The 14,138-nt window shown below is 39.3% G+C and carries 11 protein-coding genes and 1 pseudogene; all 12 read right to left on the reverse strand.

Translation table 11 applies throughout. The annotated features are described in order from the left end of the window. Positions 1-93: 93 nt before the first annotated feature. Entirely contained in the window at positions 94-858 is a 765-nt protein-coding gene (locus AC3E6G_RS04890) for a CPBP family intramembrane glutamic endopeptidase (protein ID WP_490700690.1), read from the reverse strand. 316 nt (positions 859-1,174) lie between these two features. Continuing rightward, entirely contained in the window at positions 1,175-2,857 is a 1,683-nt protein-coding gene (locus AC3E6G_RS04895; protein WP_490700564.1) for an ABC transporter ATP-binding protein, read from the reverse strand. 2 nt (positions 2,858-2,859) lie between these two features. Then, on the reverse strand, positions 2,860-3,597 hold the full coding sequence (locus tag AC3E6G_RS04900; RefSeq protein WP_490700565.1) for an ABC transporter ATP-binding protein: 738 nt from the start codon (positions 3,595-3,597) through the stop codon (positions 2,860-2,862). A 134-nt stretch (positions 3,598-3,731) separates the two neighbouring features. Beyond that, a complete protein-coding gene (locus AC3E6G_RS04905; protein ID WP_490700566.1) occupies positions 3,732-4,472 on the reverse strand; it encodes an ABC transporter permease in 741 nt (246 codons plus the stop codon). 170 nt (positions 4,473-4,642) lie between these two features. Beyond that, entirely contained in the window at positions 4,643-5,278 is a 636-nt protein-coding gene (locus AC3E6G_RS04910) for a TetR/AcrR family transcriptional regulator (RefSeq protein WP_285338061.1), read from the reverse strand. A gap of 134 nt (positions 5,279-5,412) precedes the next feature. Then, a complete protein-coding gene (locus AC3E6G_RS04915) occupies positions 5,413-6,087 on the reverse strand; it encodes a potassium channel family protein (RefSeq protein ID WP_490700567.1) in 675 nt (224 codons plus the stop codon). Positions 6,088-6,096: 9 nt separating this feature from the next. Next, entirely contained in the window at positions 6,097-7,479 is a 1,383-nt protein-coding gene (locus AC3E6G_RS04920) for a TrkH family potassium uptake protein (protein WP_490700568.1), read from the reverse strand. 31 nt (positions 7,480-7,510) lie between these two features. Further along, on the reverse strand, positions 7,511-8,275 hold the full coding sequence (locus tag AC3E6G_RS04925) for a nucleoside phosphorylase (RefSeq protein ID WP_490700569.1): 765 nt from the start codon (positions 8,273-8,275) through the stop codon (positions 7,511-7,513). 244 nt (positions 8,276-8,519) lie between these two features. Then, positions 8,520-9,557, reverse strand: a complete 1,038-nt coding sequence (locus tag AC3E6G_RS04930) for a zinc-binding dehydrogenase (RefSeq protein ID WP_490700570.1) — start codon at positions 9,555-9,557, stop codon at positions 8,520-8,522. Between the two features lie 89 nt (positions 9,558-9,646). After that, positions 9,647-10,741 carry a ferrochelatase gene (gene hemH / locus AC3E6G_RS04935; protein ID WP_490700571.1) on the reverse strand — a complete coding sequence of 365 codons (1,095 nt, stop codon included), beginning with the start codon at positions 10,739-10,741 and terminating at the stop codon, positions 9,647-9,649. Positions 10,742-10,850: 109 nt separating this feature from the next. After that, a pseudogene (locus AC3E6G_RS04940) lies at positions 10,851-11,477 on the reverse strand (cation diffusion facilitator family transporter); the annotation flags it as partial. A gap of 55 nt (positions 11,478-11,532) precedes the next feature. Then, a complete protein-coding gene (locus AC3E6G_RS04945) occupies positions 11,533-14,058 on the reverse strand; it encodes an ABC transporter ATP-binding protein/permease (RefSeq protein ID WP_490700572.1) in 2,526 nt (841 codons plus the stop codon). Positions 14,059-14,138: the final 80 nt, after the last annotated feature.

Consider the following 14,138-nt stretch of genomic DNA (forward strand, 5'->3'; position numbering starts at 1 on the left):
TTTGCGCCTTTTCTACAGGGATTTTCCCATCATTCAGGTGATTCAGAGCAGTTAAAAAAACCGGACAACATGTCCAGTTTTTCAACTATTTTTTTAACTTCCCCAGTTGATTAAAAGATAGAGGATGCTAGAGCCAAACATATCGGCCAAAGCATGCATGAGGAAGAATGGCAAGAGGTTTTTGATCACCTTCTTGTAGAGGACATAGTAGAAGAGTCCATAAATCACTCCGATGACCACTGCCCAAAGCAAACCTTGGTAGGTATGGAAGGAAATCCGAATCAAGGTCGAATAAGCGAGTGCCCACCACTTGTACTTCTGATTAACAGATGTCATGACTCCTAAGAAGAAGAACTCTTCGTAGAAACCATTCAGCAAGGCATAAGCAATCGCCATGGGACTAAGCGCTAAGAACTTGTGAATAATCTGCATGGGATCGATAAATGGGAGGAGATTGATATTGAAGTAATCATACTCTCCACTCACCGTTGTCACGATATCCCCAAACAGACCGACGATGGCAAAGATCAAGGGTATCCAAAAGAGGACGGACCATTTAAAGCGAATCGGAAGCTGTTTAAAATCGAAATTCCGTAGAAGCAAGTAGGCCAAGGCGAGAGTTAATAAGATGATCTGCAGGGTAAAGTTGCTCGAGTATGCTGCCCCATCCCTAGCTGTATTGGTAGCCGTTTCAGTAGCTGCGGTGACGGTTTGGGCGACTGGCTGAAGACTGGTAAGGAAGAGTTCTGTAGACCAAACAATAAACTGCCCAAACATGATCGCAGTCACAATAGCGATATCAAACCAATTAAGCTCTTTTAAAGGCTTTTCAGGTCGTATCAACTTTAAAATTTTCATCATTCATCCTTCTATTCCCATAATGGAAGTGTTTTTGATAGTTCTACTATAAAAGAAATAGCTTAAAATAAATTTAATTTTTAGCTAGTAATAATTTTTTTATAAAAAACCTTCTGTTATTTCAACATGAAGATAAATCTTCTTAATAACTTTCCTTGTGTGAGTACGGACATCAGTGAACTTCTTCGAAGTTACATGAATTAGTTTTGAACCTATTTATATTTTCTCACTTCTTTCAAAAAATTAAGTGGGATACGATTTTCTATGTAGAGCTCATCCGATTTAGTAATATTGGTATTTGAAATATATATTATCATTACACACTCAACTCAAACAACCTATAAAACTCACCTCTCCTATCCATCAAATCACTGAAAGAACCATCTTCAACAATAACGCCATCTTTCATAAAGAGAATTCTATCGTATTTTTTCAAAATGTTCTCATTCAACTTGTGGGTTACTACAAGTGCAGTCAAATTTTGAATATCCAAGATTGAACTTTCAATTTCAGTAGTTACTTGATTATCCAAAGATGAAGTAGCCTCATCCAATAATAAGATTGGTGTTTTTCGAATCAAGGCACGCGCAATACTAACTCTTTGTTTTTGTCCGCCAGATAAATTCGATCCATTCTCTCCACATAAAGCTTGTAGACCTAATTCATTTTCTAAAACATAACTTTCTAAACCTGACTGCTGTACAGCTTTCTTTATTTCCTCATCAGTGAAGGATTGATTAAGAGTAATATTTGCTCTTAAAGTATTATCAAAGATATAAACATCTTGCTGAACAATCGTCATCAAGTTATAAAGACTCTCTGCTGAAATAGCTTGTATATCTTGATTATCAATTGAAATATGTCCACTTGTTACATCATAAAAACGCAGCAATAGATTGAGCAAAGTTGATTTTCCACTCCCTGACATTCCTACAATTGCAATTTTTTCCCCTTTTGGAATCTTCAAAGATAAATGATTAAAAATCTTTTCTTCAGTATTAGGATAAGAAAAATCTATATTTGAAAAAGAAATAACATCATCGAAATATTCTTTCGTTTTACCAGTTTGAAGTTCGATTACATCTTTTACCTCAAATGCATCTAGTGTTGCCTGACCTTCACGGAATTTACTCATTCCCATACCAACTTCATTTAGTGGCATTACTACAAAATTGACCAGTTGAACAATAGCTGTTACACTTCCAATTGTGGTATAGCCATTAAAAACAAGATACATTCCTCCACCAAAGGCTACTAAAAAAACAATCATCCCCGAAAGCTGCGAAATAACATTAGCTAAGACATCAAATTTTCCTTTCATAAAATATATCTCATCCAATTTTTCGCTTTCATTTCTGTAATCTTGACGGATAGCCTCTTTCACATTAAAACTTTTTATAACTAGAAACCCTGCTAAAATATCTTTAACCTTAGCTAAATACTTCTGATCGGCAATCATGGCACTCTTTTGAAGATAAGCTGATTTTTGTCCAATGAATCCAGAAATCATCATTGGAATAATGCTAGCAATGATAACCAATAAGGTCAAATACCAATTACCTATAAACATAGCTAGAAGTGAAAAAATCATTAAGGAAAGGTTTTTTGAAATATTAAAATACTGGTGTAGATAATCTTTCTCAATTTTCTTCATATTTTCGGTTAATACGGAAATAAATTTCCCTGATTTTTCTTTAGAAAAGTCTCTATAATCCCTATCTAAAATAGATTGGAACACCTTGTTTTTGTATCTTGACATGATTTTCCTAACAAGTTTATTTCTCAATCGAAGAGATATAAAGTTGAGTGCTGCATAGACGAAAATAACAGTAGCTCCTACTAGTACTGCTTGAGTTAAGGCTTCTTTATTTTGGGACATGCCACTATCAATAATACCTTTAATAGAATAAGCAAAAGCAACGTTAGTTAAAGGGACCAGTATATTAAATATCATGAAAGCATAAAAAGCCTTCTGATGGTTCTTTATCAATTGTTTCATCCTTAATCTACCTCATAATTCTTAATTTCATTTAGAAAATGTGACATAAAATATTCTTCTAAGTCAATATTCTCTCTCCTAATCTCTTTCATAGAAACCTGTTCTACAATTTCTCCATTTTTGATAAAACCAATTTTATCTGCTATCTGTGAAATTTCCGATAATATATGACTAGATATTAGAATAGTAATTCCATGCTCCTTAGAAAGCGACAACAAAAGATTTCGAATTTCTTGAATCCCTATTGGATCTAAACCATTGATTGGTTCATCTAAAATTAACAATTTAGGTTTTGTTAGAAAGGCACGAGCTAAACCAAGCCTTTGCCTCATTCCTAACGAAAAATCTTTTACTTTTTTAGTCATATTTTTTAATCCGACCATTCTTAAGGCTCTTATTATATCTGATTCAATAATATTTTTTCCCATATACTGAGCGTGAATTTCCAAGATTTCTTTTGCAGTGCAATTATCATAAAAAATTGGTGATTCAATAATACTTCCAATCTGACTTAGGATTTCTTCTCTGTGTTCTTGTAGATTTTTCCCAAAAATTTCAATACTACCTGATGTAATTGTTGATAAGGATAACATACATTTCATTAACGTTGTTTTTCCAGCACCATTCGGTCCTAAAAAACCATAGATTTCTCCTTCAGCAATTTGAAGGTTGATACCACTTAAAATTTCTTCTTTATCAATTGTTTTAAAAACTTCTTTTATTTCAACAATATTTCTCATTTCTATCTCTCTTTCTATATCTAGCTTTAAATGCCAGGATTTTTCTTCCGGTGCATAAATACCAACTTATACAGTCTCTTTTTTATAGAAATCATCAAGGAATTATCACTTTCCTTCAATTAAACTCAGGTATGCTACTTGATACTAAGATCTTGTCTTGAAATACTAGAGATTGAAAAAGAAGTAATCATTAAACTTATGAAACTTGCAAATATCAAAAAGAATAGGTTATCAGCAATATTATTAGATAAACTTCCTGGACTGGCATTCGAAAGTAATGCTGCTAAACCAAGTCCAGTAAATATTGTTATAGCTGTCGAATGCTTAATCATACCTAAAACAAATGGTAGTAAGCCTATTAGTACTGTTCCAAACGTTATTCCAGCTAAGTTAATCAATTGATTAGCTACTGAAATATAATTTGATTCAGTTAAAATTGCTACTAATTTAATTAATAATTGAATAACTAAATATGCAGAAAATTGGGCAATACATGCTATTAGAATGACTGAAATAATTTTTCCCCATAGTAACTTTATTTTAGAAATAGGGTAAGAAAACAACTGAAAAATTGTTCTTCGTTTAAATTCATCAATAATAATCGTAGACAATAAATAAGATTCGAAAATCAAAAATGCTGCTTTTGTAAATAAAGATGAAAACAATGAAGCTACAATTGCCCAACCTTCCCATTTACCAGTAATTCTAATAACATTAGAATACTGTCCAGTGAATTCTCCTAGTTTATTGTCAGTACCTAATCCCATAATAATGATTGCTGTAATACCTAACACTATAAATATAGTACACAACCAGGCTAAAAATAATTTAGATTTAGAAACTTTATTTAATTCAATTTTAATAAGCGACAACATGGATTTTTCCTCCAAAAATTTTGTTAATATTAATTACACTATTCAAAAAGCACTTTACATACTTCCGGTATGTTCAAACTTAAAAATTATACATACTAAAGGTATGTATAATAAAATTTTTAATACCATATCTAGAGTATGGTATTTTTTTAAAATTCTATACGTAAAACTTATTTACTACTTTTTAAGTGATCAAATAATTTGAAAATTACTTCCATCATTTCATCAGTAATCAACTGCACTCCTAACCCTTCAAAAGTAAGTTTAATGAAATTCATTTTCCGCTTTAATTCTTCTACTGAAAAAACAGAAATTTGGAATCCAATCCAAACATCTAGAGTTAAAATGATTAAATCTGCTAGTTCTTCTGGGTATTCGGTTTTTATTGATTCATCTTTAACACCTTCGTAAACTTTTTCTCTAATTTCGAGTAAAAAATCAGAAAATAGACCTAGATACTGCTCTCCTAACAAACGTGGACTTCTTAGCATGATTGAGGCAGAGTAAACGAGCCTTTGGTGTTCAAAATTAGAGAAAGAGTCCATCAAAGAATTTTGTATCTTTTCTAATCCAGTATTTCCTCTCCAATTATAATTTAAAATTTCTTGATTATTTTCGCTAATGATTGTTTGCAGTATATCATATTTAGACTCAAAATGATGATAGATAACGCCTTTTGTTAATCCACCTAAGCCATCTATGATATCTTGTATTGACGTATTATCAAATCCTTTTTCTAAAAATAGATTTTTAGAGACCTCTAGGATTTTTTTTCTAGTTTCATGTGAGTTTCTATTCCTTGCCATTATAACTCTTCCTTATCATACTAATGGTATGTTTTTTATTATAATCTAACAAATTAATGTTGTCAATTTTTTGTTGTTTCCAATAATACTTTGGAAATTTTATAAAACCTAAAAACGACCTTTCGGTCGTTTTCTCAGTTTGTTTCCTCTAAGAGGTCTTGGATTCTATCCAGATACTGGTTGTCTGTCACCGCCATCACGCGCACCCCTTCTGGCCAGATAAAGTCGGGACCAATCTGACTTCGCAAAGGCTGGTCTTCCGCATCTCGATAGCCAATAATATTGAGTTGATATTGGTCTCTGATTTCCAAGTCTCGAATGCTTTTTCTTACCCAGCTAGCTGGAACTGTAAACTCGACCACCACCACTGCTTCATCCAACTGGAAGACTTCAATCCCGTGTTGGAAAAGGATCATCTTAGCTAGAGACATCCCCGCTTCTACCTCTGGTAGGATGACCAAATCAGCCCCAATCTTCTCAAGGACTTCCTTGGTCACTTCATTCTTGACCTTGACAATGACTCGCTCAACACCAAGGGCCTTACAGTGCATGACCGCCAGCACACTGGACTCCAAGTTTTCTCCCGTCGCGATCACGACTGTGTCACAGGTACCGATATCAGCCGCATCCAAGAGGTCCATTTCTGTAATGTCTCCAACAATTCCAGTCGTAATCATGGATTCATATTGGTTGATCACATCTGCGTGATCGTCAATTGCAATAATATCCACATCCTGATCCTGCAGAGTTTTCAGGACACTCTGTCCAAAAATTCCTAATCCTAAAATTCCAATGGTTCGATTCTCCATAAGTTTCTCCTATCCAATAATGATGTCTGCCTTGGCATACTGCAAGGTATCTGCTTTCTTGGCTTGGTAATTGTTCAAGCTAACCATTAGGGTCAAAGGACCAATCCGTCCGATAAACATGAGGACCATGATAATGCCTAGTCCCGCTCCATTTAAGGTTGAGGTTACATTGGCGGTCACTCCCACTGTCGCTAGAGCGGATACCACCTCAAAGACCAAATAAATAAAGCGTTGGCCATCCGGCGTCACCAAACAGATTCCTAATAGCCCCACTAAGAAGGTCAACTGGAAAATCACCGCCGTCCCAAAGGAACGTTGAACAATGTCTGGTGAAATCGTACGTTTTCCTAAATTGGTATGTGGTAGCCCCAATAGTTCCTTCCGAGCCAGGAGCAAGAGGACCAGGAAGGTGGTGATCTTCATCCCCCCTGCTGTCCCGCCTGGTGCTCCACCTAAAAACATCTGCAAGAGATAGACGAAGAGCGTCACTGGTCGGACTGCTGTATAATCTAAGGAAGCAAAACCAGCTGTCCGCATGCTGACGGTTTGGAAAAAGCTGACTAAAATTTTCTCTCCCAAGGGGAGGGCCCCAATGGTTGCCGGATTATCAAACTCGGTCAAGAGACTGGTTACTGTCCCAAAGAGAAGGATCGCAGCTGTTAACCAGAGAACCACCTTAGTATGGAAGCGAAGAGTCCGCCGTCCTGATTGGTTACGGGCCTTGGTAGCGAGGTCAAACCAAACCATAAAGCCCAAGCCCCCAGTAATAATAAGGGCAGACAAGGTCAGGTTCACCAACCAATCGGTCTGGAAACTCATCATACTATCGCCCCCAAAATTATCGAAGCCCGCATTACAAAAAGCTGAAATCGCGACAAAGATGGAGTTAAAGATTCCATGCCCCCAGCCGAAGCGAGGAATGAAGCGAATCATGAGGAGCAAGGCCCCCAGTCCTTCGATGGTAAAGGTGGTAATGAAAATAGAACGGACAAAACGGGCCAAGCTCTGGTTATTGCTAAAGCTAAAGCTGTCCCGGATGGTCTGTCGGTCCTTGTAGCTGAGCTTTTGACGACTTTCCATAAAGAAGAGACCGATAAAGGTCAAGAGCCCCAGGCCACCGATCTGAATCAAGAGCATACAGATCAACTGTCCCCAGGCATTGTAGGTCGAGGCTACTGACTGGGTAAAGAGCCCTGTCACACAGACCATGGAGACTGCTGTAAAAAGGTGGTCGACATAACCTGCTTTTGAGCTTGCTTGCTGGACAAAAGGCAGACTCAATAAGAGGGACCCAATTAAGATAACCAAGAAAAAGCTGAAAAAGAGCCTCCTTGCTGGAGATAGACTTTTCATCTTGGACTGCCATTGTTTTAAAAATAATTTGACTAACATAGCTTCATTGTACCATAAAAAGAGAATAGACTTACAAGTGAAGAACCATTTCTAGGCACAATTCTAAGGCTTTATCGAATGCTTCAGATCCCCAGTCACGTTGGTCATAATTTTCCAGGTCTGCAAGAGAATCTGCGGTAAATAGGAGCAAGCCCCAAACCGCATCACGAAGCTGGGCTACTGCTGCCAGTGAGGCGCACTCCATCTCCACAACACTACACCCTTCTTCAATTCGATAGGCCACCTTGTCAGGTGTTTCTCTATAAAAGCCATCCGTCGACCAGGTCATAACCTCTTGATAGGGAATGGACGCTTGTTTTAGAACCCTTTCAATAGCATTCCGTGCGCGACGATCCACTTCTATATACCGAGAAGGCGCCACATAATGGTAACTAGCTCCCTCATCTCGCAAGGCCTTGGTCGGGATTAGAAAGGCATTTTCTTCCATCTCTACCAAGACGCCACAGCTACCTGCCGAAATGATCTTCTTCACCCCATATCCAATCAACCAATCCATGAATTGGGCAGCAGGTGCAGATCCAACTGGCGCTTGTGCCAAGCAGATTTCCTCTCCTTGGTACTCCATGACATAAACTGGATAGGTCTTGGTAGCTGAGATAAAAGAAGCTACTTGTTTGGCCCCAGCAGCTTTGGCAAAGCGATCAATCTCATCCTCTAAGAAAGCATAAACGCATTTATCAGGCAAATGCAGGTCTAACCCTTCATGAGTCGACATAATAACTGCCTGTGGGTTGTCATCAAACTCTAAAATAGGAATTTCATGTTTATGGATCATCAGCTACCTCCAAACTTTATTTGTAACATTATATAAGTCCATCTAGCCGGTGTCAAGAAGAGATTGCAAGAATGGCGATTTCGCTTATGAGTCAGTTCAAAATGAAAAAGGTGATATTCACTTCAAGGCACTATCCAACAAACAAGAGCGCACCTTCACCAAGAAACAAGTGATGTCGAATTTGAAATAAGAATTGATTTCACTACAAAAAAATCTAGTAGATAATTTCTACTAGATTTTTTCGTTAGTTAATCACAATCATGGCCTTAATAGTCTTGCGTTCATCCATGTCTTTATAGGCTTGATCAATCTCGTCCAAGCTATAGCTATGGGTGAAGACGCGTCCTGGATTGATGTCGCCATCAAGAACAGCCTTGAGCAAGAACTGCTTGTCATAGGTGGTGACAGAGGCTGCTCCACCTGCCACTGAAATGTTTTGGGCAAAGGTCGAACCTAGAGCACGGTTATTGTAGTGAGGAACACCGACAAAACCTAAACGTCCACCATTGTGAAGAACCCCAAGGGCCTGATCAACAGCTGCTGCGGTACCGACACATTCAAGAGCGGCATCCGCTCCTCCTCCGAGGATTTCACGGACCTTGGCAATGCCTTCTTCGCCACGCTCCGCTACGACTGCTGTCGCACCAAATTCCAAAGCCATTTGTTGACGATCTTGGTGACGGCTCATAAGGACAATTTGCGACGCACCCCGCATCTTAGCTGCGATAACCGCACATTGACCCACAGCACCGTCACCGATGACAACCACTTTATCGCCCCGTTTTACATGAGCCACACGCGCCGCATGATAGCCCGTCGGCATGACATCTGCCAGCGTCAAGAAGGATTTAAGCATGGCTTCTGTATAATCAGATGGTTGCCCTGGAATTTTGACAAGAGCCCAGTTGGCGTATTCAAAGCGCATGTACTCTGCTTGCACCCCATCAGACCAGTTGGTGCCGATATGGCGGTCACAGGTCCCATCATAGCCAGCACGACAAGCATCACACTCCCCACAACCATGAGTGAAAGGGGCGATGACAAAATCTCCCGGTTTCACCGTTGTAATAGCTTCTCCGATTTCTTCAACGATCCCAATAGCTTCGTGGCCACTATTTTGATGACCCGCTTCAATATCTGGATTGCGGTAGCTCCAGAGATCAGATCCACAGACACAGGTACGAACGATGCGGAGAATGACATCATCTGGTGCTTCTATGTGTGGACGCTCCACTTCTACAAGGCCCACTTGCCCAGCTTTTGTATAAACTGTTTTCTTCATAGGAACAACCTACTTTCTATTGCTTACTTACCTATAATATAAACTTTTTATCGAGCTCTAGCCCACTTCCTGTTTTAAAGCTCCATCATTTAATCATATTTTTTCCCATACTTCTTTTCTAGCATTTTCTTAATCAGATAGGGCATCTTGACATTCTCTCGACCTTTTTTAGCAATCAATTTTTTGACGAAATCAGGCATCTGAATATCTTCTGACTCTTCTAAAATCTTTCCTGTGTTTGAAGGAGCTTCCAACTCATCAAAAGTCTCTAGTTGAGGTTGAAAGTAACAATAGTCACCGTCTATATGAGACTGAATGGTTGAAAGAAGGGCTTTAATCAATCGAGTATCACTATTTGGCATAGGAGGACGGTGATAGGTCACACCAAGCTCATGACAAAGCTCCTTACACTCCACATCATTATCAAAAAGAACCTCAATATGCTCACTAATAAAAGCTATCGGGACAAAAATATAGTGGTCAGGGTGTTCCTTCTCATCACGAAGGTATTCTAAGACATCAGGCTTAATCCAAGGAATACCAATATCACTTTCACTCTGCCATGTATTGGTATACCGGTCTTCTTCAAGGCCTAAAATTTCCACAATCAAGCGAGTATTGTCATAAATCTGATCGATATAAGGATCGCCAAAATCAAGTGCCAAAACTGGGACACTATGAGCTGAAAAAATCACCTTATAGCTGTCATCTCTAATTTGATCTAAAATATTTCGAATCTCATCAGCCCAATAGTGGAGAAGTGAAGGTTCTTGGTACCACTCCTTGATAATTTGGAACCTAATCTGCTCACTTTCTAAAAATTTCTCATATCCCATGACAGAATAGTAAGAATAATGGGGCTCTAAAATCAAGCATAAACATTCTTCAATTCCGTCATTCTCCATCTCTTTGATTACATCAGTGATAAAAGGGCGGGAAAATTTATTAGCAAAGTATACTGATGCGTGTTCTCCAAGAGCAGAAGCAACCAAATCCACTTCTTTTCTAGTTATCCTTTGGAGTGGAGTTCCGCCAATTCGTACGTAATTGTCATATAAAGTCTGAATTTCATGTGGTTCAGGACGAACACCACGCCGGATATTCGTGAAAAACTCCGCTACTCCTTCATAGGTAATCTCTTCAGGCGACCCAAAAGTCATCATCAACACAGCTCTTTTACTCATAATTACTCCTTGTTCCACGTTTGTTCTATTTTAGCACGAAAAGGCATACTTTAGAGAGTTTAGTGTAAAAAAACTCCTAGAGAAGCCTCTAAGAGTTTAAAAACAAACCTTAATGATGGTGTTCCTGCTCACTTTCTGCTTCCAGCTCTTCGATATTGCGCTTGTGGGCGCGGTGAGTTGCTAGGTCTTTATCCACCTCAATGGTGACGTTTTGAAAGCCACAATCTTTGAGCAAGTCTCGGATAGACTCTTTGCAGACCTCCCTATGCTTGACATGCTCCAGACAAACATGGACAATGGCGTTTTTCTCCAAACCATCCATAGTCCAGAGATTAAGCTGATTCACACTGGCTACATGGTCCAATTGCTCCAAATCACTCGTTACTTGCTCGATATCTACTCCTTCTGGCACAGCATCCAAGAAAATCTTGAGTGTAGACCAAAAACGCGGAATAGCTTTGGACAGAATAATGAAGGAGATAGCAAGAGACAAGAGAGGATCTAAGATATACCAATCCGTAAATCGGAGGACAATGGCCATCAGGATGACGGCGACCCAACCAAGGGTATCTTTCAGAAAATGCAGACTAAGAATAGACTCGTTCTTTGTTTTTCCATTACGAACCACTAAACTCGCTAGCACATTGATCGTAACCGCAATAATTCCTAGCCAGAGGATTCCCTCATCATTGACAGGTTGGGGATGAAAGAGTTTTGTTATATTCTCCAAAATGACAAATGAAAAAGTGGATAAAGAAACATTATTCTATCCACTTTTTGGATTACGGCTTCTATTCGCTACGCAAAGATTCCACTGGGTCTTTCTTCGCGGCGATGCGTGAAGGGATGAGACCTGCCAACATCGTTAATACAATCGAAATACCGATGAGGATAAGTGCTGCTTCCCATGGTAATTGTGCCACGTTTTCCACGTTGGTCATTTTAGAAACAACTGCATTGATTGGAATCGTCGCAAGGAGTGTAATGGCGATACCGAGCACCCCGGAGATAAATCCTTCGATGGCTGTTTCGGCTGTGAAGATGCGACGGATGTCTTTCTTCGAAGCCCCCATTGCACGTAGAATTCCGATTTCTTTTGTACGCTCGAGAACCGAGATGTAGGTAATAATTGCAATCATAATTGATGATACGATGAGCGAGATGGCTACGAAACCAACGAGTACGGTTGTAATCACGCCCACCATTGTCGTAATCGAAGACATGATGGTTTGAATATCATCGGAGTAGGAGAGCACTTTATCGTCTTCACCGGCATCTTTTTTGGCCGTGTTATAGGCGTTAATGAAGTCCTTCAACTCTTGTTTTTGTTGGAACGAAGAGGTGTAGAACTCGATGGCAGCCGGTTTGGATTTGTCGATGACACCCAATTTCGCGAGGTTTTCCTCGTAAGTGGCAGCCGAGTTTTCGTTGTATTGTTGGATGTATTGCGCTTGTTGTTCAGGCGTCATTTTTACCAACTGGATTTTTTCTTCTTCGGTTAAATCAGCCGAATTGAATGGTTTTGGATCTTTGGCAAATTCTTTTCCAGTAAATACATTAATGGTTGGGTTGGCTTCTTGCTCTTTTACGATGTCACTGTTTTGAATTTGCTCAGAAGTGTAATCGATAAGGGCGCTTGTATAAGCCACACCGCCAGAAGGAGAGTTCACACCCGAACTGGTGCCTTCTTTTTGACGGAGAACGCCGACGATTTTAAGCTCGAGACCATTCTCGATTTGTGTCTTCATATAGGCTTCGTCGTCAATTTTATTCATCCATTGGTTGTTCTCTTTCACGAAGCGGTTTGTGTTGACAACGGCTTTAAATGTTTTTCCGATGAAATCCTTATACTGATACGTTTGTGATTTGAGTTCGTCGAGTTTCTTCACATCGTTCAATTCGCTAGGGTCTTTAATGCGTAAGCTATAAAGGAGCAGGTCGCTAATTTGGTTCTCTTCATCCACGATAAGGACGATTTCAGATTTATCCTTTGGAAGGCGACCTTCTAGCACGTCATATTGCACCTTAAGCATCTCCTCGTCACTTGAAAGTTGACTCCAATAGTCGATATTTTGCAAGTAGCCTTTAATCGTTTGGTTCGCCGTATCAACTTCGCCCGCTAGGTTTGACGGAAGAATACTCTTTGGACCGTTGGAGGTGTCACTAGCGTAAATGTACGGTTGTAAATTGTATTGGTAACGAATGTCTTTTGTAAGGGTTGAGACTTTGGAAGCATGTTTATCCAAGTAAGTCTTGAAGGAAGCGAGGTCATTTTTCCCTATTTGTTTTTTCAATAGATTCGTTAAAAGCGTATTGACACCTAGTTCATTTTTATCCCTATACGGCTTTTCGCTCAAGTCTGGTGAGGTTGCCATAAGATTACTCTGGTTCTGCTCGCTAATTGTCAATGGCAAAGAGACGAGAGTGTCTTCTTGCACCTTTTTTACGTAGTCGCTCACACCGTTCGAGAGGGCTAGAATAAGGGCAATCCCGATAATCCCTATAGAACCAGCAAAGGCTGTCAGAAATGTCCGACCTTTCTTCGTCAATAAGTTATTAAACGAAAGGACTAAAGCTGTCATAAAGCTCATCTTTGTCTTCGTGAACTGAATGTCGCCTTGTTTGGTTTCTTCTGTAGGATCATACGGATTCGAGTCGCTTAAGATACTTCCATCTAATACTTGTACGATACGAGTGGAGTACGTCTTTGCTAGCTCCGGGTTATGCGTCACCATGATCACCAGACGTTCCTTAGCGATGTCTTTTAATAATTCCATGATTTGAAGGGAAGTCTCAGAATCGAGCGCTCCAGTCGGTTCGTCGGCTAAAACGACTTTTGGATTATTGACAAGAGCACGCGCAATCGCGATCCGTTGCATTTGTCCCCCAGACATTTGGTTTGGTTTCTTATATAAATGGTCTTTCAATCCAACGCGTTCGAGCGCTTCGATGGCACGCTTCTTACGTTCCACTTTGGAAACACCAGAGAGGGTCATCGCAATCTCGACGTTTGAGAGTGCCGTTTGGTGGCCGATGAGATTATAGGACTGGAAGACGAATCCGATGGTGTGGTTTCTGTAGCTATCCCAATCGCGGTCTTTAAATTGCTTTGTTGATTTTCCTTGGATGAGTAAATCACCCGATGTGTATTGGTCGAGTCCACCGATGATATTTAATAAGGTGGTTTTCCCTGAACCCGATTGCCCGAGAATTGAGACGAACTCATTTTCACGGAAGCGAATCGAGATATCTTTCAACGCGTGAAACTCTTGATTCGCTGTATGATAAACTTTTGAAATATGTTGTAGCTGTAACATATGCTCGATCCTTTCAGAAATATGAGTAGTATATCACAATTTGATTTTAGAATCAATATATTAAATAGATAATTTCTAAA

Source organism: Streptococcus sp. SCPM-O-B-23252 (M501) (genome assembly GCF_058200355.1).